Raw genomic sequence first — 23,343 nt, forward strand, 5'->3', positions numbered from 1 at the left:
GCCGAGGCTTCTATTTGGTCTGGTTGAGAAGTGCGCGCAGAGTGCGCACTTCCGCGATCAGGCGAGGGACGTCTTGCCGAGCAGCGGCGATGAAATCCTGATCCGCAATTGTGGCACCGGACAATTCAATGTCCTCGCCGCTCTCACCGGTCAGGATGATATTTGAGCCGCTTAGGAAGTCTCGGCCCTCGACCAAAGATTTCCACGGCCCAGGTTGGGCAGCTGCCGCTCGAGCTTCCATTTCCTGAAGTTCCAGCTCTGATATCGATGTCGTCATCGCGCGTATTTATCCGCCTTCCTATTTCCAAGCAGCAGCTTGCGTTCCAGATGCGCGCGAAGCTCGCCGTAATAGGCGGTGAGAAAGGCCTTTGAATCGGTCGGCTCGACCCTCGCGCCGATCTTGCGGCCGATCGTCTCCGCCACCGCCTTGAGCGCCGAATAGTCGTTGCGGCGCAGCACTTCCTCCAGCTTCTGCAGCTCGGCGATGCCATAGGCGTCGAGCTGCGCGGGGCCGAACTGGAAGCGCGCTGCGACGGGGTCCTTGCGCTGCGAAAGGTCCTCGACCAGCGCCACTTTCGGCGCCTCGACCACCCAGGTGCCGGCGAGCAGGTCGCCGATCCGCAGCCTGTCGCGGTTGAACAGCGGAAACAGCGAAAACAGCAGCGCCCAGACAAGTCCGAAGATGGTCGTCAGCGTGTCGGCGACATCGGCGCTGGCGCGTGCGGCGAGGATCGACAGCGGCAGAAAAACCTCGATCTCGCGCATCAGGTTGCGCGCGATGACCTGGTCCAGCGTGAGGCCGGCGCCGCTGCGCGACGCGACCCTTACGCCAACCATGCGCTTGCCTGGCGTCGCTGCCCGCCGTCCCGCTTCGAAGGCGATGAAATAGACGTTGCGCAGGAAGAAGATGAAGATGATCCAGACAATGAACAGCGGCTCGGCATCCTGCACCCCAAGCCCGCCAAGGCCGAACAGCGCAACGAGGCTGACCACCACCGCCGCCACGATGATGATCACCACGTCGAGCAGGAAGCCGGAAGCGCGAGTGCCGGCGTCGGCCAGCTTGACCCTGAGGTCGACGCCCTCCGGCGTCACCAACGGGCGGATCAATGCCGCCGGGTCCTTGACCTTCGCTGTCCTAGCGGTCGCCATGCCGCAGCATCCGGAACAGGTAGAAATAGCAAATCCAGAAGGTCAGCATGGCGCCGCCGATCGAATAGCGGGCGATATCGCTGGTGATCGTCTGCCGGCCGATGCCTTCGAGCAGTCCGGCGAAAAGCAGCATCACCGTGACGCCGATCATGGCGGTCGCCGCCACGCGACCGGCGCGGGCGGCAGCCGCCATGCGGGTCAACTCGCCAGGAAAGGCGATGCTGGTGCCGATGCGCATGCCGGCGGCACCCGCAATCGCAATGGCGAACAGCTCCGTCGTGCCGTGGATCGAAAGCCAGCCGCCGAGTTCGAAGCCCAGCCCCTTGGCGGCATAGATCTGGAAAATGGCGCCGAGCATGCAGCCATTCATCAGGATGATCAGCACGCTCGGCACGGCGAAGGCGAAACCCAGCGCGAAGGCCAGGATCGAGACCTGCGTGTTGTGGGTGAACAGATAGGCGGCGAAGCCCGACAGAAAATGGTCGCCGCCGCCGTAAAGCACGCTGCGCAGCGTCTCGGCCGACGAATCCGGATTGCGCCCGCCCGCGAGGCTCGGCGCGATGATGGCGTCGTACCAGCGCTTGTCGGAGGCGACCAGCCAATAGCCCGCGATCGCGCCGATCACCGTCAACCCGACCGATGTCCATACCTCGCGCCACAGATCGCGGATCGCGGCCGGCCAGTCGTGCAGGAAGAAGTCGCCGATGCGCGTCCTCAAGGATCGCCGCGCGCCGTAGAGATAGAAATAGCCGCGCAGGCACAGCGCCTCGAGATAGGCGATCAGCGCGCTGTCGAGCGAGGTCGCGCGCGCCACCGAAAGCGACGACAGCGCCGAGCGGTAAAGTAGCGGCAGCGACAGCAGCTCGTCTTCCGACAGCGCGCGCGGCGCGCGCTTCTCGACGCGCGCCAGCAGCGCCTCGAAGGCTTTCCAGTCGGCCTCGCGTTCCTGGCGGAAGCTTGCCAGCGACTGGCGAACCGCGTCGGTGCCGGCGGACAGCGTCATAGAAGGTTCTCCTCCTTGAGCTGGATATAGCGCTCGACCAGCGTCGGGCCGAGCCGCTGGTGGTCGGCCTCGATGACATGCGCGCCGAGCAGCCTGAGCCTGCCGATCACCACCTGCCGCTGCCGCAGGAGGTCGCCGGCGGTGACGGAGCGGGCGACATCCTCGGGCGCCGCCGGCGCCATGTCGGCCAGCGTTTCAAGCTCCACATCCTTCATCAGCATGAACAGCACCAGATGCCGCTCGGTCAGCCGGCCGACGGTGCGCAGCATCAGCTCGGCGCTGATCGGGTCGACGAAATCGGTGAAGACGATGACCAGCGAGCGCCGGTCGAGCTTGGCCGAAAGCGTGGTCAGCGCCAGGGTGAAGTTGGTCTCCTCGGTCGAATAGTCGATCTCGGCGGCACGCTTCTGGATCATGGTGAAGCTCGGCGAGCCGCGCACCGCGCCGCTGGAGACGCGCGGCCTGGCATCGAAGGAGAACAGGCTGACGAGGTCGCCGCCTTTCAGCGCGATGAAGGCGGACAGAAGTGCCGCCGTCACCGCGCGGTCGACTTTCGGCAGGCCGTCGACCGGCTCGCACATCAGCCGGCCGCTGTCGATGGCCAGAACGATGTTGTTGTTCTCCTCGATCCGGAATTCGCGCGCCAAAAGCTTGCCGTGGCGGGCGCTGCGCTTCCAGTCGATCATGCGCCGGCCCATGCCGGGCTGGTAGTCCTTCAGCGCTTCGAACTCGCGGCCCTGGCCGGCGCGCTTCTGCGCATGGCCGTCGGCAAGCGCGGAGCGCTGCAGAAGCGTGATCGCCTCATCGCGCGCGCTGTTGACATTGGGCAGCACCGCGACCTTGCGGTCGACCGGCAGCACGACCTGGTTCCACACCAGCCCGAACGGCCCTTGCCAGCGCAGCCAGAGCCGGTCGAAGCTGGCGATGCCGCGGCGGATGGCCTCGAATTCGAGGTCGAGCGTGCCGCCATTGGCCGGCAGCGCGCCGCCGGTGCCCGCGACCGGTTGCAGACGCTGGTCATGCCCGACACGCGCCTGCAGGCGCCGCAGCCTTGCCCCGACACCGGCCGCGATGTGCAGTGTGAAGCGTCCGCCAATGCCCACCTGCGGCGGCGCCGTCAGCGTGGCGTCGAGCGCGGCGCGGCCTCTGCCCGCGGCCGCGTCCACCGCCAGGAAGGCGAGCAGCACGCAGATCCACAACAGGCCGAGATACCAGACATGGGGCAGCGCGAGCGCGATCAGGAAGGCGGGGATCGCCCCGGCCGCCGCTGCCCAGACCGCTCGTCCGCTCGGATAGATCAACGCGGCGCTTCCGTATGATCGACCAGGTCGGAGACGATCTGTTCGACCAGCCGCCCGTCGATCTGGGCGGCCGGCGAGAGAACCACACGATGGCGCAGTGCCGGCACGGCCAGCGCCTTGACGTCGTCGGGGATGACATAGTTGCGGCCGTCGAGCGCCGCCCTGGCGCGCGCGGCCCGCGCCAGCATGGCGCCCGCGCGTGGACTCGCTCCCACTTCCAGGTCGGGGCTTTCGCGCGTGCCGCGCACGAGGGCCGCGATATAGCCGACGACATCGTCGACCAGCGTGACGCCGCCGACCGTGGCAAGCGCGGCTTCCAGCGTCTTGCGGTCGGTCCGCGCCTTGATGCCGTATTGCTCGATATCGTGCGACACCGAGCCGCCGTGATGGACGATGATGGCGCGCTCTTCCTTGAGATCCGGATAGCTTACCCGATGCTTGAACAGGAAGCGGTCGAGCTGCGCTTCGGGCAGGGGATAGACGCCCTGGTGCTCGATCGGATTCTGCGTCGCCACCACCATGAAATTCCGGCCGAGCGAGTGCGTGGTGCCGTCGAAGGTGACGGCGTGTTCCTGCATGGCCTCGAGCAGGGCGGCTTGCGTCTTCGGCGGCGTGCGGTTGATTTCGTCGGCGAGCAGCAGGTCGCAGAAGATCGGGCCGCGCGTCAGCGTGAACTGCCCGGTCTGGAAATTGTAGATGTTGGAGCCGACGATGTCGCCGGGCATCAGATCGGGCGTGAACTGGATGCGGCCATAGGCGACGCCCAGCGCCTGCGCGAAGCAGCGCGCCGTCATCGTCTTGGCGGTGCCTGGCGGGCCTTCGAGCAGGATATGCCCGCCGGCGAACAGCGCCGTCAGCATCAGGTCGACCGTGTCGCGCTGCCCGGTGATCGCTTTCGCCACCTCTTCCCTGATCGCGTTCGCCAGGACCTTCACTTCATCGACGTTCACCGAGCCTCCTTGCCGTCCAGTCATGCAGCTTTTCCGCTGCTTCATGCATTGCGGCCAAACTGTTGGAATCGTTCACTGCCTTGAATCGCGCGGTGAAGCCGTGCGCCTTGCCTTTGTCGCGGGAATCGAGCCAGCGGTCGAGCGCTTCGCCCTGCAGCCCATGCGGCGCCCCGAGCAGCGTGGCGGCGCGCTGGCGCATCAGCGCCGCGTAGCGGTCGCCGAGCCCTTGCAGCCGCCCGGCGCGCTTCAACAGCATCGCCGTGGTGTCGACCAGCGCCCGCTTGCCGAAGGCGATGGCGCGCCCCTCGGCGCGCGGCGGACCGAAGCGGCCGAGCCCGTGCAGGAAGGCGAGCGCGGCCGCCACCAGCACCGACAGGGTGAGCGCCAGGAAGGGCGGTTCGACCAGAAGCTTGGCAAGATCGTATTTCTGGCCGATGCCGTGCAGCGTGAGGTCGAACATCACGGCGCCCTTGGCGGGTTCGATCATGGCGATCATGTCGAGCGCGGCGGCCGCCGTCTGCTCGTCTTTCAGCCCGGCATTGTTGATGAAATCGGGATCGGTGAGGATGTAGAAGGGTTCGTTGTCGAGTTCGGTCAGGATTGCCCTACCGTCGCCTGCCGCTATCAGCGGATGGTCGTCCGCCACCCATTGCAGCTCGTCCGGCGCGGGCACCATGCGGCCGGCGATATCGATCCGCGGGAGCGTGTTCTTCGCCTCGCCGAGCTTTGCCTTGGCGATGCGGCCGAGCCAATCGTTGACGACGCTGTTGGGCAGCCTCTCGACCTTGGTCTCCCAGCCATCATGCCCCAGGAGGGGAAAGGTCTGCCATTTCGGCAGGACGAACAGCGTGTCCTTGCCCGATCGCGCCTTGATGAGCTGATCGAGCGCGGCCGGGTCGCTGCCCGGCGCGATGGTGACGACGAGCAGGAAGGTCGAGGCCAGCGGGGATGCCAGGTCCTTCTCGCCACGCTCCATCGGCGGTGCCTGTCCATTGGTGAGCTTCAGCCATTCGACAAGCCCGGCATAGCCCGTGCCGCCCTTGGAAAACGGCGTGCCGCCGCCCGCGGGCTCGCGGAAATCGGGCGCATAGGTGGAGAGCAGGAAGAAACCGGCGGCCGCCAGCAGGCTGGCGAAAATGCCCCAGAACAGGGTTTTGCGGCTGAACGGTTCTTGCGCTGCGCCTGTCATCTGCGCGGTCATGCCCAGGCATCCCGGAAGGCGAAACGCTCATAGGCGCCGCGCGCCTGACGCCAGCCCTCGGCACCCACGGGACGGCGGGCGAACAAGGCGGCCTCGACGATGCGCGCGATCTCGCTGAAGGCGGCGCGAGGCCGGGTGGGGATCGAGCCGGCCGCGGCGATGTCGCGCGCGGTGAGCGACGGCCGCAGGAAATCGGGCAACCGGGTGGCGATGTCGGCGACGCTGCGGCGCAACAGAAGATGCACCGCCTCGTCATATTCGCCGCGCGCGGCGAGCGCATCAGCTTCGGAGAGCAGGATCTGGGCAGCTTCCGCGTCAGGGCGCCACTCATCCTTCGCTTCGGTCTCTTCGCGCTTTCGTCGCCAGGGCAGGCGCCAGGCAATGCCTTTGGCCTCGAGGAGAAGCAGGAAAGCGATGATCGCGACGCCGATGATCACCGCGCCCCAGAACAGATAGATCATATAGGGACCGAGTTTCGCCAAGCCGTCCAGAAACGACTTCAGCCATTCGGGAGGCTCGGACCGCACATAGGTCGGCAGCCCGAACTGGATCGAATCGTCGGCCAGCAGTTGCTTGTGCAACTGCGCCAGCCGTCCGGCGTCTTCCGTCCCTGCGGCCGTCACCCGCTCGTTCCCCCTGCAACCTGCGGTTCGGGGCCGACACTGACAATACGCCATGACAATTGCCAGCGGGCCCAACCGGACGTACGATTGTTAATGACCTATACTTTTCGAGTTTTGCATATCCTTAAAGGGGGAAATGTAGCATGGCATCGATTGCAAGCGGCAGGCTGGAAAAGTTCAGCATCGGCCGGGTGTTCAGCAATACGTTCTCAGTCATTGGTCGCAGCTTCGGCTCGCTCGCAATGATCGTGGGCCTTTTCACGGCTTTGCCGGCGTTGATCTATAACTTTTGGAACTTCAGTCGGATCGCCAGCTTCGGAGCAGGGGGCGCTGCCGGTCTGGAACAGGCAGCCCTGGCGAACTACGGAATCACTTCGATGATCGCCGCCCTGGTGATTTTCGTGCTGGCCTTGCTTGCTCAGGCAGCGCTGGTCCGGGCGACGGTCGAGGATCTGAACGGCAAGCGTCCGGCGATCGGCGACTGCATACAGGTAGCGTTGCGCAGCTTCTTGCCGGCGATTGGGATCGGTATCATAGCCTTTTTCGCAATAGTGGTGGCCGGCGGCGTGATGGCGCTTTTCGGATCGCTCATTCCCTTCCTGGGTTGGCTCATTGGACTTGCGATCTTCATTGCCGCCGCGATCTGGGTGCTCAGCATTTCGGTTGCGCTGCCAGTCGTGGTTCAGGAGAAACAGGGCGTGTTCGGCTCGATCGCGCGCAGCCGGGCGTTGACCAAGGGGAGCCGCTGGTCGATTTTCGGATTGTTCCTGGCGATCGGCATAATAGCGATGGTCATCCAGGTCGGCTTCTCTTTGATATTCGGGCTCTCAGTCGCGTCGGCCGGTGGTATCTCCCCCGTGGGGGCCGTGGTTGGAGCTGTTGGGAGCAGCCTTGTCTCCAGCATCTTCTCAACCGTGTTTTCGGTGGCTATCGCGGTAACTTATGTTGAGCTGCGCCGGGTCAAGGAAGGCACCAGTGTTGACGAACTGGCGGAGATCTTCTCGTAGCGGTGGTGCCCTCGTCTGGTCCGCGCGGCATGCTAATGACAACAATAGTCCACACTCGTCCTGCAGAAGCAAGACGAGGTGATCGGCACGTCCGCCTTGGCCAATGCTGCCGCCAGCTTCGCCTGCAGCCCCGGAAGTTCCTCTTTCTCGCCACGGCGCTTCAGGCATTCGACCAGCCCGTGCAGCGCCCAGACATTGTCCGGGTGCTGGGCGCAGCGCTGCACGGCGCCGCTCAAGCCCAGATCGTCGCGATAGACCTGCTCGGCCTCCGCCGCATGGCCCTGGTCGAGCAAAAGCGCCGCCAGCGCGTGGCGCGGCGGGTGCATCCAGGCCCACGGCTCGGTGTAGGATAAATTGTCGTCGAGCTCGACCGCGTGGCGCAGATGCCCGTAGGCCTCGTCATGCCGGCCCTGATGGTAGGCGAGCTCGCCGTCGAGCAGGGCCGCGCCCACCGCGAGTGAGGCTTTCGTCGGGTTGGAGAGGAAGCGGCGTTCCGGCGGGATGTTGTCGATTTGCCGGCTAAACAACTCGCGCTCGCGCTCGGCCGCTGCGAAATCGCGCAGCGTCGCATGTGCCACGCCCTTGGCGTAGTGCTGCAGCGCGGTGGTGACCACATAGAGGTCGGGCTCACCATTCATCGGCTCGTCGATGATCTCGCGCCAGCGCCCGAAACGCACCTGCACATGCGACTTCATCGCGTGATAGCCCTCGACCGTCTGCGTCAGCTTCGGCCGCTCGGCAATGCTGACGACGTCGCGCGTCACCAGGCTGCGCACCTTGTCGGCTGCCCAGAGCGCTGGACAGTACTGGCCGAGCAACATGCAGGTGAACATCATCAGATGCAGGTCGTGGCAGCATCCAAGCAGGTAATAGGTCGGCTCGCCGGCATAGGCGAGATAGAGGTCGTTGGCGCGCACTGCCTTCTCGCTGGCGATCTTCGCCTTCTCATATTCGCCGCACAGCACGTAGATATGCCCCGGCATGTGGTTCATATGGCCGGCATCCGGGCACATCGTGCCCAGCCGTTCTGCCGAGCGCATGCCGCGCTCGGGCTGCGTCGACATTTCGAGCAGGTGGATATGGAGATGAAGCGCCGCCGGATGCGGCGCGGTGCCTGCCTCATCCGAAAGCCGGATCGAACGCTCGCAGATTTCCAGCGCTTCGATTACATCCGAATTCGGCGCCGGCTGTCCGGTCTTGAGGTCCCACAGGCGCCGCACCGTGCGCATCATCAGCGCCTCGACGGTGAGCGCCATCACGTCATGGTCGTCGGGAAACTCGCGATAGACCTGCCGCATCGCGGCGGCATAGGCGTCGTCCCATTTTTCGAATTCCGCCCCGCTCACGCCATAAGGCTGCTGGAAGCGGGCGCCGAGCGCTTCGATCAGCCGCCGTTCGACAGGGCTCGCGCTCGCCGCATTGGCCTGCGCCAGCCGCACATGCTTGAAGCAGCGCTTGGCGGCATAGTCGGCCTCGGCCTTGCCATGCTCCTTCCAGGTCAAATTGTAGAAAGGCCCGGCGGCGTAGGCGACGCCCCAATGCACGAAGGCGCAAGCCGGATCGCTCTCCAGTGCCTTCTCGAAGCATTTGATGCCTTCCTCATGGTTGAAGCCGTAGCACCAGTTCAGCCCGATATCGAACCAGCGCTGCGTCTCGGCCGAGGCGGTGGAGATGGGGCGGCGATAGGTGCCGAGGTCGAACTGGTCCATGCCTTGCTGGTTCTCGCATTCCGCGCCGGCGGGTACCGGTCGGGCGCAATTTGAGCTGAAAGGCAACCGCTTGGCAAATGGCAAACGGCCGGCGCGGCTTTGAAACGCCGCGCCGGCCGCGCGGTCCCGGGAGGATCAGGACTCCAGCCAGACTTTCTCGAAATGCTGCTCGAGCGCCTGGTGCTGTTCGCAGCCCTGCACGCCCTTGCGATAGGTGCGGTAGACCGAGCGCCAGTAGGGCTGGATGATGATGCCGCTATCGCGCAAATTGGTCTCGATCTTGGCCATGATCTCCTTGCGCTGCGCGGCGTCCGGCGTCGCGAGCGCCTTGTCGAGAAGCTCGTCGAACTCCTTGTTCGAATAGGCACTTTCGTTCCAGGCCGCGCCCGATTTATAGGCCAAAGCCAGCACCTGGACGCCGAGCGGGCGGCCGAGCCATTCGGTGCAGGAATAGGGAAACTTGCTCCAGTCGTTCCAGAAGGTGGCGGCCGGCAGTACGGTCCGCTTGATCTTGAGGCCTGCCTCGCGAATCTGCGCCGCGATCGCATCCGCTGTGCTCTTTTGCCATTCGACGTCGACGGAGATCAGCTCATATTCATGGTCGGCCTTGCCGGATTCCGACATCAGCTTCTTCGCCTGCTCGGCATCGCGCTTGGCCGGACCGATATCGGCGAATTCCGGATGCATCGGACCGACATGGTGGTTGTCGGCGGGCTTTCCGCGCCCGTCGATACCGAGCTTCAGCACGGCCGCATTGTCGACGGCAAGCTGGGCGGCACGGCGGACCTTGACGTCGTCATAAGGCGCGTTGGCGACATTGAAGCGCGCTACGATGGTCGAGCCTGTGGCGATCTCCGAGTTCTGCAGACCCATCTTTTCGGTCTGCGACACGGCGTCCGAAGCAGTTTCGTGGTCGGTGTCGATTTCGCCGGATTCGAAGGCCGACAGCGTGGCGTTGGGGTCGGAGCCGTAATCGACCCATTTGATGCCATCGAGATGGAACTCGCCCTTCCACCAGGGCTTGTCCTTGCGCTTCACCTCCGCCCCGGTCTCGGCGTCCCAACTCACCAGCTCGCACGGACCGGTGGTGATCGCCAGGGCCTTCTTCGGATCGGCGTCGCCCTCATAGGAGCGGTGCATGATCAACGCAGGATAGTCGGCCATGCCGGCGATCAGCGAGATGTCGGGCTTCGGCAGGTTGAGCTTGACGGTGTAGTCGTCGACCTTCTGGATGCCGCCGTCGACCGGCTTTTTGGTGTCGGCGTTGACCAGCGCGCCCATGCGCGCCGCGACCGAATTGCCGGCCACCGACGCATCGCACCAACGGTTGAGGTTGTGGATCACGTCGTCGGCGTTGAACGTGTCGCCATTCGACCAGGTGATGCCCTTGCGCACATGAAGCGTAATGGTCTTGGCGTCGTCGCTGGTCTCCCAGCTTTCCAAGAGCCAGGGCTCGAAGGAAAAGTCGGTGTTCCAGCGCACCAGATATTCATTGCAGTGGCGCGCGACATTCGACATCTCGACGCCGTCGAAGGTGCGTGGGTCCTTGAAACCCTTGACGTTCATGGCGACACGCAGCACCCCGCCCTTTTTCGGTTCGGCGGCGCGGGCAGGCGAGGGGACAATCCCGCCCAGCGCCATCGCGCCAGCGGCGCTGACGCCCAAGCCCGCCATCAGCGCCAGATATTCGCGTCGGCTGATTGCGCCTGTCTTGAAATCGTCTGCGGTCGGCTTGGCCCGCGGGTGCAGTTTTCTGTCGGTCAGCATGAACTTCATCGTCGTTCCCTCTGTTGTTGGCGCACGTTGCCCGCGCGGCGGTCTGTTGGAGCAAGGACTTGCAAGAAGCCAACGGTCGCCCCGGGATCGCCAGGCGCGGGGGCGGATGCGACCGCCAGGGCGCCGTTGCCTGCCAGCTGATGATAGGTCCGCTTTCTGTGACGAAATGTTTGGTTTTCCGCAGTTCTTGTGCGCTGTTCCGCAGGCTAAATTTGCCTCAGACGGCGTCGCCCCCTCATCCGGCCGCTTCGCGGCCACCTTCTCCCCGAGGGGAGAAGAGGTTCGCGCCGAGGCTGACAGGCTCCTCTCCCCTTGGGGAGAGGTCAGCCGAGCGAAGCGGAGGCTGGGTGAGGGGGAGTGCCATTCAATACCGCCACTCGCCCCGCCCAAGCGTGCCGATATCGGCAACAATCCTTGCAAAGGCCTCCGCGGCGCGCGGCACCGTCGGCCTCGCCCGCACGAACGAGTGCACCAGCCTTGGCTCCTCGCGCCACCAGGCTTGCCCGCCGGCGGCCACAATCCGGTCGCGGTAGACTTCGCCGTCGGAGGACAGCGGATCGCATTCGGCGGTGACGATGATCGTCGGCGGGAGCCCGGAGAAATCGCGGTCCCTGAGCGGCGAGAACGTCGGGTCGTCCAAAGCCTGCCCAGGCGCTGCGCGGATACGCCGGTACAACTCGATGTCGCTGACGCTGAGCAGCGGCGCTTCGGCATGTTCGATGTACGACCGTTCGCTCTCGTCGCCGTCCAGGCCGGGATAGATCAGCATCTGTCCGATCGCGTGCCGGGAATGGCGGCGAGTCGCGTGAGCGACGGCCGCCGCCAGGTTGCTGCCGGCGCTTTCGCCGCAAAGCACGATCGGCAATGCGCTGGTCGAGGCGGCCCATTCGAACACGGCAAGCGCATCGCCGAAGGAGGCGGGATGGAGATGCTCCGGCGCCAGGCGGTAGTCGGCCGAGACCACTTCGAAGCCCGTGCCGGCGCAGATTTCCGCGCAGATATCGTCATGGCTGTCGAGGTTGCCGAGCACAAAGCCACCGCCGTGATAATAGACGACGATCGCTGCCGCCGTCTTGTCCGCCATGCGATAGCGTCGCACCGGGATCGCATGCGCCGCCGCGGCGACAAGACCGTCGCTGGTCGTCACACCTTCCGGATGGCCTTGGTGGAACGCGGCGCACATCCGATCATAGACCGCGCGTTGCTCCGCAAGGGGCGCGGCAACGATCTCGGGCGGGTACCAGCTGTTGACCCGGTCGATATAGTCCCAGAGTTCCGGATCCAGCCGATCGGCATATTTGCCGCGGCTCGCCGGATCGGTTGGGTCGCCGGCCACTGCCGTCAGAGCTCGGCGTAAAGCCGCGCCGCGTTCTCGAAGGTGAAGCGCAGCGGCACCGAGCCCTCGATCTGCCACACCTCCACCGTGTCGCCGGCCATCAGCCGGCAGGCATCGAGCGTGTTGGTGACGGCGCCGCCATAGAGCCGGTTGGCAAGGTTGAGGATGCCGGTCTGATGCATGGCGGCGCTGGCGCTGCCGCATGCATCCTTGACCAAAAGCACGCGAAAGCCGCGCGCCACGGCGTCCTTCACCGTGGCGTCGATGCAGGCCTCGGTCCACACGCCGGCAATCACCAGCCATTCGATGCCGGCCGCCTTGAGCTTGTCGGCGAAATCGTTCTTTCCGAAGGCGCTGGCCTCCTGCTTGACCAGCGTCGCTTCGCCGTCTCTTGCCGCGACTTCATGGCAGATCGCCGTCAGCGGATCGTCCTTGTCGGAAAAGGCAGACTTGCCGCTTTCGTCGACCGGGTGGAACGGCCGCGCCTGAGCGAGATCGACGATATAGGCCCAGTGGTAAAGCGGCACGAAATTCCGCCGCGCCGCCTCCTGCAAGCGCCGTACATTGGCGAGGATGTCGCTAAATCCCTCGACCAGATAGCGCTTGTCCTTGCGATGCTCTTCCTGGAGATCGATGAACACCGCGGCCACCGTGCCGCGCCGGATGGAAATGGGCGTTTTCATGCGGAGTGTGCTGTCAATGCGTGAGCGCTAGTTGTCAAGAAATTCGTCTTCATACGGAAACCGCGAAAGCAGCTCGGTCCCCGTTTCGGTGATGAGAATCTCGTCCTCGAGCTTGACCCCCTCGCGTCCGCCTTTCTCGCCGATATAGCTTTCGACGCTCACCACCATGCCCGGCACGATGATGCCATCGCGGCCATAGGTTTCGTAGTCCATTGCGTGGGCGATGAAAGGCGTTTCGCCATGCATGCCGACGCCGTGCATGACCGAGGTGTAGCGTTGGTCGACGAAGCGGTCCGGGATCTTCCACGCCTTCTCGGCTATCTCGCGGAACGCCATGCCGGGCTTCACGATGCCAATATTGTGCTGCACCTGGTCACGCGCCATGCGGTAGAGCGATTTCTGGTAGGGCGTCGGCTTGCCCGGGCCGCAGCGGAAGGTGCGCGAGAAGTCGGAATAATAGCCGTAGCAGCCGATCGTGTCGGTATCGAGCGCGACCAGTTCGCCCGGCCTGATCTTGCGCCCGCTCGCCTCGTTGAACCAGGGATTGGTGCGCTGTCCCGAGGTGAGCAGGCGGGTCTCGATGAACTCGCCGCCCTGGCGGATCACCTCGTGATACATGATGGCGAAGAGCTCGTTTTCGGAAACGCCGGGCTTGATCGCCTCGCGCACGGCGGCCACGGCCGCCTCGGCGCCGGCCATCGAAGCCTGCAGGCATTTCACTTCCTCCGGCGTCTTCACCGCGCGCACCGCCAGGATCTCGCCCTGGCAGTCCTTCACCTCGCAGCCGCGCTTTTCGAGCGCCAGCGCCTGCAGATGGCTGCAGCGGTCGAGGCCGAGCTTCATCGAACCGCCGCCATGCTTTTTCAAAAGCTCGGTGATCTCGTCGGCGAACGGCCCGGCGGTCTCGTCGTCGCGGCCGGAGACGGAAGACCAGACCAGTTTCGACGGCCGCGCCTCGTCGATCGTGTCGAGCACCATGGAGACATGGTAGCTCTGCGGATATTCGAACAACACGATCGGCCCTTCGGTCGGGATGAAGAAATACCGCGTCGAGTTGCGCAGGAAATAGCCGAACATGTTGCGCGATCCGGTGGCGTAACGCTGGTTATAGGGATCGAACAAAACGACGCCGCCATAGCCCGCCTCGCGCATCCAGGCGCGCAGCTTGGCCAGCCGCCCCTTGCGCAGCGCATCCGCGTCGATGAAGGACGGCTCGGTGTCGGACAGCCACATGCCGCCGGCCGGATCGGCCGCGGCGGGGTGGCGCATGCGGTCCTTGAAGTCCACATCCTCGGTGCTGTCGGGGTCGAATACGACGATGCTCATGGGCGCCTCCTGATGGGGAGAACATAGCCGGACGCTGCAGGATCGCTGTGCGGAATTCCGCAGATGTTATGCTGGGTGCCGCGGAGATGTCGGCGGGACAGGGGCGTGTGAAGGAACTCGACGTAGAGGAAAAGCTAATGCCTTCGCATCGCCTTCGGCGCGTGCCCGTGCTCCTCGCGAAACGCCCTTGCGAAGCTCGACATCGAAGCAAACCCGCAAGCGAGCGCTACATCGCGCACCATCAGCGTCGAATGCGCGAGCAGATCGGCGGCGCGCTTCAGTCGCAGCCTCCGGTAATATCCATTGGGCGAGACATCCAGCTCAGCCCGGAAATTGCGCTCCAGCTTGTCGGGCGACACGCCGAGCCGTTCCGCCAGCTCCGCCATGCCGAGCCGCTCCTCGACCGCGTCTTCCATGATGGCGATTGCCGACAGCACCAGTTCGTTCTGGACGCCGGTGCGCAGCCTGAGCGGCATCAGCTTGCGGTCGACGCTGGAGCGCAGCGGGCTGTGCACGAACCACTCCGCTACCCCCGCCGCGATCTCGGCGCCGCAATCGCGCGTGATGATCTCCAGCATCATGTCGAGGCTGCCGACGCCGCCGGCGGAGGTGAAGCGCTTGCGGTCGATGACGAAGAGGTCGCGCCGAAGCTCGATATCAGGGAAAGCCTCGGTGAAGGCCGCTTGGCTCGTCCAGTGCAAGGTGCAGGCATGGCCGTCGAGCAGGCCGGCGCGGGCGAGGAAGAAGGCGGCGTCCGCGACGGCGCCGATATGCGCGCCGCCACGCAGGCTTTTGCGGATCCAGCTCATCGCCTCATCGGCCACGACATGATCGGCATCGCCACCGGAGCACACCACGATGCGGTCGACCTTCGGCGCGTCCGCCGCGGAAAAGCCGGGCTGGATGACGACGCCGTTGGAGGCTTCGACCGTGCCGGGATCGGCGCCGACGATCACCCAGCGGTAGCACTCGCGCTTGGCAAGGATGTTGACGGCGCGCAGCGGCTCGATGACGGACGAAAACGCCATCATCGGAAAGCCGGGAAAGACCAGCACCGCGAAGGTGAGGGACGCGTCGTTCGCTGCCTGTTTTTCCACGGTGCGTGAATTCATGGTTGGCGACCGTAGCGCGGAATGACAAAGGTTGCGGTCAACGGCGCGAGTTCGATACCGGCCGCCGCCTTCGGGTCAAGCCAGATCAACTCCTCGATCTCGGCCGCCGGGACCGGCTCGCCGGTGGTGGGAAGCTCGAACAGTTCGGCCTCGACTTGGGTCTCCGGCTCATTGGCGGCGGGCGCCGAGAAGGAGCCGAGATGGAAGGCCGCGGCTGGATCGACGGCGATGCCCAACTCCTCGCGCAATTCGCGCGCCAGGGCTGCGGCCGGCAATTCACCCGGTTCGATCTTGCCGCCGGCCTGCATGAAGGTGCTGGTGCCGCGCTTTCGCACGAGAAGCAGTCTGCCGCCGTCGTCGCGGATGACGGCGGCGGCGATGCGGATCGTGCTGGCCGTCACTGTTCTGGAATGGCTGGAAGTCACGATAGGCTGTTTCCCGGCGGCGGTTTTGGTGGCAGAGAGAGGTGAACTGTAGCTGGTCGCGCGGCCGGCTTGCAACGGAGAGACAATACCATGTTCGCGGCGACCGCCATCGACACCAAGGACAAGCCCGCCTTTTACAAGGAGTTGGCCACGCAATTGAAGGCGCTGCTGGAAGGCGAGGGCGATTCCGTCGCCAATGCCGCCAACACCGCGGCGCTGATCTACCAGATGGTGCCCGACCTCAACTGGGCGGGCTTCTATTTCCTCGCCTCCGATGACGAGCTGGTGCTCGGCCCCTTCCAGGGCAAGCCGGCCTGCGTACGCATCGCCGTTGGCAACGGCGTCTGCGGCAAGGCCATCGAGCTCGACATGTCGATGCTGGTCAAGGACGTCAACGAATTTCCCGGCCACATCGCCTGCGATGCCGATTCGCGCTCCGAGCTGGTCGTGCTGTTGCGCGACGCCGAAGGCGCCTTCGGCGTGCTCGACCTCGACAGCCCGCTGCCCGGCCGCTTCGACAAGGAGGACCAAGCCGGCATCGAGAAGCTCGCCGCGATCTATGTCGCGGCGTGCGAGTTCGAGGATGATGACGAGGGCTGAGAGGTTGAGGCTGGTCTCGGCCCGCCTTACGCGAACTTCACCAGCGTCAGGCTGAACCCCGCGATAAAGAGGAAAGCCGAGAAGGCCAGCATCAGCGGCCACAGGCCGCGCGAGCGAAGCTCCGAAATGCCGGCCTGCAGACCCATGGCGGCGAGGCCCATGGTCAGCATGATCTGCGCGGCCAAGGCGATCGCCGAATGGATCTGCGCCGGGATCGCGACCAGGCTGTTCAGCGCCACGACGGCTACGAAGGCCGCGACGAACCAGGGCATCGGCGGCTTTGCGCCGGAAGCGTCCGTGTTGCCGCGGCGCGCCATCAGGCCGAGCGCGATCACCGTCGGCGCGAGCATGGCGACGCGTGTCAGCTTGGCGACGGTCGCGGTCTCGCCGGCAAGCGTGCCGTTCTGGAAGCCGGCGCCGATCACCTGAGCCACCTCGTGGATCGAGGCGCCTGCCCACAGGCCGAAAGCATGCTGGTCGAGCCCGAGCACGGGTGCCAGCAGCGGGAAGCCGAGCATGGCGATGGTGCCGAACAGCGTGATCGCCGCAACGGCATAGGTGACGTCCTCGTCGCGCGCGTCGGTGACGATGTTGGCGGCGACGATCGCCGAGGCGCCGCAGATCGAGGTGCCGGCGGCGATCAGTTGCGCAAGCTTACGGTCGACGCCGATCAGCCGTCCAAGCGTGACGGTGAAGAGGAAGGTGGCGCCGAGCGTGGCGGCGACGATGCCGACGCCGCCAAGGCCGATGCCCGCCACCTGGCCGAGCGTGAGCTGGAAGCCGAGCAGCACGATGGCGAAGCGCAACAGGCGCTTTTGCGAAAAGGCGATGCCGGCCTTGGCATGGGCGGGAAGGCCGAGCACGTTGGAATAGATCATGCCGGCTACGACGGCGAGGATCATCGGACTGAGCAAGGTGAGGCCGGAGAAGCCGCGCGCCGAATAGGCGACGCAGGTGATCATCGCCACCAGCACCAGTCCCGGCATAATGCCGGCCGAGATCGCGGTCAGGGCAGGGTGCCTGCGCCCGGCGGCGGCCGAGTTCAAGTGATCTGGAAGATCGTTCGCAGTGGCAGGCAGGAAAGACAATCGAATTCTCCAGGCGCGGTCGGCGTCGGAATGCCATTCCCGAACCAATCTTTCCAACGAATTATTAGAGTTATAATGATCGATTTTTACGAACGATTGGTGAGCTGCCAACTGGTGGCCTAACGACCGGCGCCGGCCGAGCCTTGACGCCTGCCGGTTCCTCCTCCAGCTTGCCGCGATGGCTACCCTCGCGCCCGCCATTGCCAAGCGACGCCGCCTTCGCCGAGTGCGGAGCGGCCGGCTGATTGCGCGACGATAAACCCGATACGATAGATCCGGTTCGTTCGTTTCCTGCCCCGCCCGCGATTTCAGCCGGCGGGGTTTTCATATCTGGAGCTTTGCAATGACCATCGATTCTTCCATCCGGTTCCGGCCGGCCGAGGCGGCGGATGCCGCCGCCATCCGCGATATCGTCCGCGAAGCCTATGCCAAATGGGTGCCGGTGATCGGCCGCGAGCCCTTGCCGATGCGCGCCGATTACGACAAGGCGATTCAGGAGCACCAATTCAACCTCGCTACGGAGAACGGCCGCATCGTCGGCCTGATCGAAACCATCGTGCATGACGACCATCTGTGGATCGAGAACGTCGCCGTGGCGTCCGAAGCGCAGCGCAGGGGTATCGGGCGCAAGCTGCTTGAAAGCGCCGAGCGCGCGGCCGTCGAAGCAGGCTTTCGCGAACTTCGCCTGCTGACCAACGGCGCCTTCGAGGCGAATGTGCTGCTGTACAAAAGTCTCGGCTATGCGATCGACCGTGAGGAGCCGTTCATGAGCGGCACGACCGTCTATATGAGCAAGATTCTTCCATGACCGCGTAAACCAGCGAGGGAGTCCAACGAATGGCTGCCCGGATCAGATTGAAGCAACTTCCCGGTCTTTATGCGATTTCGAGGCTTGAGGCTGGAGAGGGCATTCCCGATTGGGCGGACGGGCCAGGCTTCGTCAGCATCAGCAGGACGGAGGACGAACTGTCGATCGCCTGCCTGCAGGAGCGCGTGCCGGCTACCGTCAGGCAGGACAGCGACTGGGTCGCCTTCAAATTCGAAGGACCCTTCGCCTTCGGTGAAACCGGCATCGTCCTGTCGGTCGTTCGGCCGCTGTCGGAGAACGGCCTGGGCATTTTCGTGGTGTCCACGTTTGACGGCGACCACCTGCTGGTAAAGGCCTCGGACGGGCCGGCGGCGATACGTTTGCTGGGCGAAGCAGGGCATACGTTGCTGTAGCCTCATTCCATCCGGATTGTCGCGGCCGCACAGCTCTGGCGCAACGCCTGACGTTCTGGCTCAATCGCTCAAGCTTGCGTTTGACAGGGCGCATGCCGCATCGTTATTTCTGACGATATACGACGACGACTTCACCACGATCGAGCAACGCCGGCCCGCACGGAGCGAAACCATGTCACACAATCTGCAGTTCTATATCGACGGCGCCTGGGTCGATCCGGTCGTGCCAAGCACGCTCGACGTCATCGATCCCTCGAACGAAGACGTCTTCGCGCAGATTTCGCTGGGTTCCAAGGCCGATGTCGACAAGGCGGTGGCCGCCGCCAAGCGCGCCTTCGCGACGTTCGGCTTCACCTCGGTCGAGGAGCGGCTCGATATCCTCAACCGCGTCATTGAAATCTACAAGAAGCGCAGCAGGGACCTCGCGCTCGCCGTGTCCCGCGAGATGGGCGCGCCACGCCAGATGGCGCTGGACAGCCAGGTCGGCGTCGGCCAGGCGCATCTGGAAAAGATGGCCGAGGTGCTGGAGAGCTTCCAGTTCCGCCACATCAAGGGCTCCTCGCTGATCGTGAAGGAGCCGATCGGCGTCGTCGGCCTGATCACGCCGTGGAACTGGCCGCTCAACCAGATCACCTGCAAGGTCGGCCCCGCGCTTGCCGCGGGCTGCACCATGGTGCTCAAGCCTTCCGAGATCGCGCCGCTCGATGCCGTCATCTTCGCCGAGATCATCGATGAGGCCGGTGTGCCGAAGGGCGTCTTCAATCTCGTCAACGGCGACGGCCCGACGGTCGGCCAGGCTTTGGCCAGCCACCCCGATGTCGACATGATGTCCTTCACCGGTTCGACCCGCGCCGGCATCCTGGTCGCCAAGGCGGCGGCCGACACGGTCAAGCGAGTGCACCAGGAACTCGGCGGCAAGTCGGCCAACATCCTGTTCCCCGATGTCGATCTGGAGCGGGCCGTCACCAAGGGCGTCGCCGGCTGCTTCTCCAACAGCGGCCAATCCTGCAACGCGCCGACCCGCATGTTCGTGCCGCGCGACCGTCACGACGAGGCGGCAGGCTATGCGAAGAAGGCGGCGGAGAAATTCACCGTCGGCCCGGCCGACGCGCCCGCGTCCAAGCTCGGCCCGGTGGTGAGTCAGGTTCAGTTCGACAAGATCCAGGATCTGATCCAAAGCGGTATCAACGAAGGCGCCACGCTGGTCGCCGGCGGCCCCGGCCGCCCGGCCGAGCTCAATCGCGGTTACTATGTCCGCCCGACCGTCTTCGCCAACGTCACGCACGACATGCGCATCGCCAGGGAGGAAATCTTCGGCCCCGTGCTGTCGATCATGCCTTACGACACGGTCGAGCAGGCGGTCGAGCAGGCCAACGACACCGTCTATGGCCTGGCCTCCTACATCCAGGCCAAGGACATCGAGAAGGCGCGCGAGGTGGCTGCGCGCATGCGCTCCGGCAATGTCTACATCAACTATCCGACCTGGGACGCAGGTCTGCCCTTCGGCGGCTACAAGCAGTCCGGCAACGGCCGCGAATATGCCGAATACGGCCTGGAGGATTTCCTCGAGATCAAGGGCATCGCGGGTTACGAGGCGGCGGAGTAGGGCTCGACTCTTTTTCAGCCGACAATCGCCGAAGCTGAGGAATGGAAAAGGCGCGGGTTTCAGCCGCGCCTTTTTTGTAGCCTGTCGGTCGCAAACTGCTCCCTATGTTCAACAGCCCCTGCGCGAGCTGATATCTCGCTTGGCCTGGATGAGACGGCCATCCGGATGAGCTCGAAGGACCACGGAACGTTCCTTCCTGCCGCCAAGCGGCAATCAACCTGCAATCCACCTGCATATTGGAAAGAACTATAGTTCCGGTTGCTGCGCCAACCGAATAACCAACCGCGAACAACTCAGTAAAACTCGAACAATCGGTTTGCGCCGGCGTTAACGGGGCGCAGTGCATTCTTGCCGCGTTAAAACCGGTGGGAACGACATGCGTTTCTGGACAGTCAAAACCTGGGTAGCGTCTTTTCTGGCATCCGTTCTGATGTTGGGCGTGCAATTGGGTGTCGCCTGGGCGGGGCAGCCGTGGCTGGAAAAGCTCCCAGAGGCGGACCGGCAAAAATTCACGCAGCTTGTCGGCACGGTCGATGGCTGGACCGCCGACAAGGCCGACAAGATCAAGGCCGATCTTCAGGCCTTCGTCAGCGCGCACCCGGATTTCGTTCCCGCCCGCGTCGAGGCCACCCGCGCGGAGTGGATGAGGATTGCCAGCCGCATGGGAGTTGCCCTGTCGAGCAAATCCTTCTTCATCGTCTTCGAAGAACTGGAGCGTCTCGACCCTTCCTATCCGCCGGCCTATGTCTATGCGGCGCGGACTTATATCTATTCCGGCTATCCGGCCGGCGCCCGCAAGCAGCTCGACAAGGCGCTTGCCCTGGACGCCGCGAACCCTTGGGTCGACCTCACCTGGTCCCTGATGCTCGAGCGGTTGGATCACCGTCAGGAGGCGCTGGGGTGGGCCAGGACGGCACTACCCAAGACGGCCGGAAACACCAAGGCGATGGTTGGCGCAATCCTCGCGATCACCAACCTGCAAGGTGTAACCAGCCACGACGCCGCGATTGCCTTGGCCGATCAGATACTGGCGCTCGAGCCGGACACGGATAGGCTCGCCGAGCTCATCGACGGATGCCTGTCTGGCTACAGCTACCAGCCGGGTCTGCTGGATGCTCTGACGGAGATCACCAAACGACTTCAAGCCAAGCAAGCCTTGTCGAATGCTCTCTGGTACGAAATCGCGCGCCTCGATCTGACCATTGGCTATATGTACAATGATGGCGTCAGGCCTCAATACCGGCCGGACTACGCCGCAGCCGCGATCGTGATCCTCGACAAGGTCGGCAATGATCCGCAACTTGCGGAGAAAATATGGGGTACCCGATTTGATCTGGCCCTCAGTCTCGGCGACGTCGGGGCCATGACCAAGCTGCTCGATGAAGCCGGTCTCAAAGGCTACGATGCCACGTCGGTCGGCTATCACGAAGCTCAGTTGCTGTTTGCGCAGGGCCGCTATGTCGACGTGATGAAGCTTTACCAGAGGCGGAATCTTCCCGAGGACACCCTGCTCGCGCTCGCCTATTACTGGGGAGGCGACCGCAATGTCGCTGACAGGATCTACCTGCGCGACCTGGAGGTGAACGCAACCTCCGGCCCGGCCAATGCCACCTATGCCGGGTTAAGGCTGTTCCGCTTCCGCGACATCGACGGCGCCATCAAATACGGAGAAAAGGCGTATTCGCTTTATCCATCCGGCTGGAGCCGTTCGCTGGTGACGACCGCCTGGTTGGTCAAATCGTCCGATTATCTGAAAGCCAACAAGATCAAAGAGGCGAAGGAGGCTTTCGCGCGCGCCCGCCAGATCGGCATAGATCGCACCTCCCTTCAAAGCTTCTGCAGCAATCTGTGCAACGATATCAGCTTGCCGCTGAGCGAGTTCCAGTAGCGGCCCGATGCGATAGAAGCTCCCCAGTTCCCGCGCGGGGCCGACCCATGCCTGCGCTTCAGGAATTCATCCGCCGCGCGAAAGGCTCATAGGTCACGCGCAAGGTGTCGAGGTTGCGGTTTATCCGCGCCCGCCTCGATGATACCGACCATCGCCCGGGTAAATTCCACCATGCTGTTTGCGGTAATCGCGGCGTTGTCGGGGGATTGACCGATGTGCTCGGCCGCTCCGCAACAGGATCGGCGGATGCTGTCGTAGTATGGATCTCTCTCATCGTCTGGCAGTGCCGCCAAATTCAGGGCGCGACGGTGGATCATGCGCAATAGCTGCGCCAATGCTGTTTCGACACTCATGCGTTTGCTCCGCATCGGTCGAGCGTCTCGGCACACCGAGTGCCGGATCGTCGATCGGGAATTCCCGATTCGAGCACGCTGCACGATAGGCGTTAATACATCGTTGATTGCTAATATATGCGCCCAACAGAAGGAATTGAGGGAGCGTTGGTGCGGGGGGCAACTTCTGCATGTGACTTCCGTCACGGTTCTGTGCGCAGCGTTTGCTATAGCCTCGCGAAGGCGTGCCGGTACAGCCTGCTCGGCGAGGAGGGACCATGCCCCTGTCAAATGACCTGCATGACAAGAACTTGATGTTCCAATGTCAACGCTGCTCCAGGACGATCGTCAGGAAGGGCTCCTGGATCAAGAGCATCAAGACGTTCAGATGCGAAGGGTGCCGATCCGAGGTGCCGATGACATACGGGCACAAACTGGCGATCTTCGAACGGCATCGGCACTTGGCCGTGAAGGGCTCGAAATGAGCGATTGAAGGCTGCCTACGCCGGGACGCGGTTCGGATAGGGCGGCGTCGGCACGCATTCCCATTGGTCGGCGACCGACGCGGAGAGAGTGGCTGGGGACCTGGACAGAAATCCAAGTCTTTTCCACCCTGGCCGAAGTCGGCTTCATCGTGCCGACACCTGCCGCGTGGACGAGGGGATCGGCCACCGCCGCCTATGCCGGGTTAAGGCTGTTCCGCTTCCGCGACATCAAGACGGAGAACAGGCGTATTATCCATCCGGCTGGAGCCGTTCGCTAGTGACGACCGCCTGCTTGGTCAAATCGTCCGATTATCTGAAAGCCAACAAGCTCAAACATCCCCGCGATAATTTGCGGCGTTGTGGTTTCTGGGTCTTGGGAAAAATTGCTGTGTTGCCGCTATCGATCGCCCCTCCACAGCATCCTTGATGCAGCGGATTCATCCACTAGTTAATTCCGTGGGCACCGTATTCGCGAGTTTTTGCCTTGGGCAGCGGCGGTTTAGACGTTCTGACCGCATG

At 64.1% G+C, this 23,343-nt stretch carries 22 protein-coding genes; 6 read left to right on the forward strand and 16 right to left on the reverse strand.

Annotation, left to right across the window (positions count from 1 at the left end):
* Positions 1-10: 10 nt before the first annotated feature.
* From MJ8_RS14480 to MJ8_RS14510, 7 genes are read right to left on the reverse strand one after another with little or no spacing between them, the layout of a single operon-like run.
* Positions 11-277, reverse strand: coding sequence for a hypothetical protein (locus tag MJ8_RS14480; RefSeq protein ID WP_225248257.1), 267 nt, complete (start codon positions 275-277; stop codon positions 11-13).
* A complete protein-coding gene (locus tag MJ8_RS14485) occupies positions 274-1,152 on the reverse strand; it encodes an RDD family protein (RefSeq protein WP_201414997.1) in 879 nt (292 codons plus the stop codon). Before MJ8_RS14485 ends, MJ8_RS14480 begins: the two co-directional genes overlap by 4 nt.
* A complete protein-coding gene (locus MJ8_RS14490) occupies positions 1,139-2,155 on the reverse strand; it encodes a stage II sporulation protein M (RefSeq protein WP_201414998.1) in 1,017 nt (338 codons plus the stop codon). The genes MJ8_RS14485 and MJ8_RS14490 overlap by 14 nt, the downstream gene beginning before the upstream one ends.
* Complete coding sequence (locus tag MJ8_RS14495; RefSeq protein WP_201414999.1) at positions 2,152-3,456, reverse strand: DUF58 domain-containing protein; 1,305 nt, start codon at positions 3,454-3,456, stop codon at positions 2,152-2,154. The genes MJ8_RS14490 and MJ8_RS14495 overlap by 4 nt, the downstream gene beginning before the upstream one ends.
* Entirely contained in the window at positions 3,453-4,406 is a 954-nt protein-coding gene (locus tag MJ8_RS14500; RefSeq protein ID WP_201415000.1) for an AAA family ATPase, read from the reverse strand. Before MJ8_RS14500 ends, MJ8_RS14495 begins: the two co-directional genes overlap by 4 nt.
* On the reverse strand, positions 4,393-5,607 hold the full coding sequence (locus MJ8_RS14505; protein WP_201415001.1) for a DUF4350 domain-containing protein: 1,215 nt from the start codon (positions 5,605-5,607) through the stop codon (positions 4,393-4,395). Before MJ8_RS14505 ends, MJ8_RS14500 begins: the two co-directional genes overlap by 14 nt.
* Positions 5,604-6,230: a DUF4129 domain-containing protein gene (locus tag MJ8_RS14510; RefSeq protein ID WP_201415002.1), complete on the reverse strand. Its 627-nt coding sequence runs from the start codon at positions 6,228-6,230 to the stop codon at positions 5,604-5,606. The genes MJ8_RS14505 and MJ8_RS14510 overlap by 4 nt, the downstream gene beginning before the upstream one ends.
* A 143-nt stretch (positions 6,231-6,373) precedes the next feature.
* Here MJ8_RS14510 and MJ8_RS14515 point away from each other — a divergent pair, with 143 nt between their 5' ends.
* Positions 6,374-7,237: a hypothetical protein gene (locus tag MJ8_RS14515; RefSeq protein ID WP_201415003.1), complete on the forward strand. Its 864-nt coding sequence runs from the start codon at positions 6,374-6,376 to the stop codon at positions 7,235-7,237.
* A gap of 32 nt (positions 7,238-7,269) precedes the next feature.
* On the opposite strand, the gene MJ8_RS14520 is transcribed toward MJ8_RS14515, so the two are convergent.
* The 7 genes from MJ8_RS14520 to MJ8_RS14550 all read right to left on the reverse strand — a co-directional run bounded on the left by MJ8_RS14520 (position 7,270) and on the right by MJ8_RS14550 (position 15,604).
* Positions 7,270-8,946, reverse strand: a complete 1,677-nt coding sequence (locus MJ8_RS14520; protein ID WP_201415004.1) for a tetratricopeptide repeat protein — start codon at positions 8,944-8,946, stop codon at positions 7,270-7,272.
* Positions 8,947-9,081: 135 nt separating this feature from the next.
* Positions 9,082-10,722 carry an ABC transporter substrate-binding protein gene (locus MJ8_RS14525; RefSeq protein ID WP_201415005.1) on the reverse strand — a complete coding sequence of 547 codons (1,641 nt, stop codon included), beginning with the start codon at positions 10,720-10,722 and terminating at the stop codon, positions 9,082-9,084.
* Positions 10,723-11,086: 364 nt separating this feature from the next.
* Entirely contained in the window at positions 11,087-12,058 is a 972-nt protein-coding gene (locus MJ8_RS14530; protein ID WP_225248258.1) for an alpha/beta hydrolase, read from the reverse strand.
* Positions 12,059-12,063: 5 nt separating this feature from the next.
* Positions 12,064-12,741, reverse strand: a complete 678-nt coding sequence (locus tag MJ8_RS14535) for an isochorismatase family protein (RefSeq protein ID WP_201415006.1) — start codon at positions 12,739-12,741, stop codon at positions 12,064-12,066.
* 27 nt (positions 12,742-12,768) lie between these two features.
* A complete protein-coding gene (locus MJ8_RS14540; protein WP_201415007.1) occupies positions 12,769-14,067 on the reverse strand; it encodes a M24 family metallopeptidase in 1,299 nt (432 codons plus the stop codon).
* A gap of 134 nt (positions 14,068-14,201) precedes the next feature.
* Positions 14,202-15,179: a GlxA family transcriptional regulator gene (locus tag MJ8_RS14545; RefSeq protein ID WP_201415008.1), complete on the reverse strand. Its 978-nt coding sequence runs from the start codon at positions 15,177-15,179 to the stop codon at positions 14,202-14,204.
* Entirely contained in the window at positions 15,176-15,604 is a 429-nt protein-coding gene (locus MJ8_RS14550) for an NUDIX hydrolase (RefSeq protein WP_225248259.1), read from the reverse strand. The genes MJ8_RS14545 and MJ8_RS14550 overlap by 4 nt, the downstream gene beginning before the upstream one ends.
* A gap of 90 nt (positions 15,605-15,694) precedes the next feature.
* Between MJ8_RS14550 and MJ8_RS14555 the strand changes: the two genes are divergently transcribed.
* Positions 15,695-16,204, forward strand: coding sequence for a GAF domain-containing protein (locus MJ8_RS14555; RefSeq protein ID WP_201415009.1), 510 nt, complete (start codon positions 15,695-15,697; stop codon positions 16,202-16,204).
* Positions 16,205-16,230: 26 nt separating this feature from the next.
* On the opposite strand, the gene MJ8_RS14560 is transcribed toward MJ8_RS14555, so the two are convergent.
* Positions 16,231-17,190, reverse strand: a complete 960-nt coding sequence (locus MJ8_RS14560) for a YeiH family protein (RefSeq protein WP_201415437.1) — start codon at positions 17,188-17,190, stop codon at positions 16,231-16,233.
* 445 nt (positions 17,191-17,635) lie between these two features.
* Here MJ8_RS14560 and MJ8_RS14565 point away from each other — a divergent pair, with 445 nt between their 5' ends.
* The 4 genes from MJ8_RS14565 (at position 17,636) to MJ8_RS14580 (ending at position 22,007) form a co-directional block, all read left to right on the forward strand.
* The gene (locus MJ8_RS14565) at positions 17,636-18,100 is read left to right on the forward strand and encodes a GNAT family N-acetyltransferase (RefSeq protein WP_201415010.1); all 465 of its coding nucleotides are present in this window, start codon (positions 17,636-17,638) and stop codon (positions 18,098-18,100) included.
* A gap of 29 nt (positions 18,101-18,129) precedes the next feature.
* Entirely contained in the window at positions 18,130-18,513 is a 384-nt protein-coding gene (locus MJ8_RS14570) for an ACT domain-containing protein (RefSeq protein WP_201415011.1), read from the forward strand.
* A gap of 172 nt (positions 18,514-18,685) precedes the next feature.
* Positions 18,686-20,119, forward strand: coding sequence for an aldehyde dehydrogenase family protein (locus MJ8_RS14575; protein WP_201415012.1), 1,434 nt, complete (start codon positions 18,686-18,688; stop codon positions 20,117-20,119).
* Positions 20,120-20,459: 340 nt separating this feature from the next.
* Entirely contained in the window at positions 20,460-22,007 is a 1,548-nt protein-coding gene (locus MJ8_RS14580) for a hypothetical protein (RefSeq protein WP_201415013.1), read from the forward strand.
* 86 nt (positions 22,008-22,093) lie between these two features.
* Here the strand turns inward: MJ8_RS14580 and MJ8_RS14585 are convergent, their stop codons facing one another.
* Positions 22,094-22,360: a hypothetical protein gene (locus tag MJ8_RS14585; RefSeq protein ID WP_201415014.1), complete on the reverse strand. Its 267-nt coding sequence runs from the start codon at positions 22,358-22,360 to the stop codon at positions 22,094-22,096.
* Positions 22,361-23,343: the final 983 nt, after the last annotated feature.

Source organism: Mesorhizobium sp. J8 (genome assembly GCF_016591715.1).
Classification (GTDB): Bacteria; Pseudomonadota; Alphaproteobacteria; order Rhizobiales; family Rhizobiaceae; genus Mesorhizobium.

Excerpts from the sequence above, each read along its gene's own strand:
- MJ8_RS14535 (WP_201415006.1), bottom strand. The coding sequence starts at position 12,741 with ATGAAAACGCCCATTTCCATCCGGCGCGGCACGGTGGCCGCGGTGTTC.
- MJ8_RS14570 (WP_201415011.1), top strand. The coding sequence starts at position 18,130 with ATGGCTGCCCGGATCAGATTGAAGCAACTTCCCGGTCTTTATGCGATT.
- MJ8_RS14525 (WP_201415005.1), bottom strand. The coding sequence starts at position 10,722 with ATGAAGTTCATGCTGACCGACAGAAAACTGCACCCGCGGGCCAAGCCG.
- MJ8_RS14515 (WP_201415003.1), top strand. The coding sequence starts at position 6,374 with ATGGCATCGATTGCAAGCGGCAGGCTGGAAAAGTTCAGCATCGGCCGG.
- MJ8_RS14555 (WP_201415009.1), top strand. The coding sequence starts at position 15,695 with ATGTTCGCGGCGACCGCCATCGACACCAAGGACAAGCCCGCCTTTTAC.
- MJ8_RS14485 (WP_201414997.1), bottom strand. The coding sequence starts at position 1,152 with ATGGCGACCGCTAGGACAGCGAAGGTCAAGGACCCGGCGGCATTGATC.
- MJ8_RS14505 (WP_201415001.1), bottom strand. The coding sequence starts at position 5,607 with ATGACCGCGCAGATGACAGGCGCAGCGCAAGAACCGTTCAGCCGCAAA.
- MJ8_RS14520 (WP_201415004.1), bottom strand. The coding sequence starts at position 8,946 with ATGGACCAGTTCGACCTCGGCACCTATCGCCGCCCCATCTCCACCGCC.
- MJ8_RS14540 (WP_201415007.1), bottom strand. The coding sequence starts at position 14,067 with ATGAGCATCGTCGTATTCGACCCCGACAGCACCGAGGATGTGGACTTC.
- MJ8_RS14480 (WP_225248257.1), bottom strand. The coding sequence starts at position 277 with ATGACGACATCGATATCAGAGCTGGAACTTCAGGAAATGGAAGCTCGA.
- MJ8_RS14585 (WP_201415014.1), bottom strand. The coding sequence starts at position 22,360 with ATGAGTGTCGAAACAGCATTGGCGCAGCTATTGCGCATGATCCACCGT.
- MJ8_RS14565 (WP_201415010.1), top strand. The coding sequence starts at position 17,636 with ATGACCATCGATTCTTCCATCCGGTTCCGGCCGGCCGAGGCGGCGGAT.
- MJ8_RS14545 (WP_201415008.1), bottom strand. The coding sequence starts at position 15,179 with ATGAATTCACGCACCGTGGAAAAACAGGCAGCGAACGACGCGTCCCTC.
- MJ8_RS14560 (WP_201415437.1), bottom strand. The coding sequence starts at position 17,190 with ATGCCGGGACTGGTGCTGGTGGCGATGATCACCTGCGTCGCCTATTCG.
- MJ8_RS14575 (WP_201415012.1), top strand. The coding sequence starts at position 18,686 with ATGTCACACAATCTGCAGTTCTATATCGACGGCGCCTGGGTCGATCCG.
- MJ8_RS14490 (WP_201414998.1), bottom strand. The coding sequence starts at position 2,155 with ATGACGCTGTCCGCCGGCACCGACGCGGTTCGCCAGTCGCTGGCAAGC.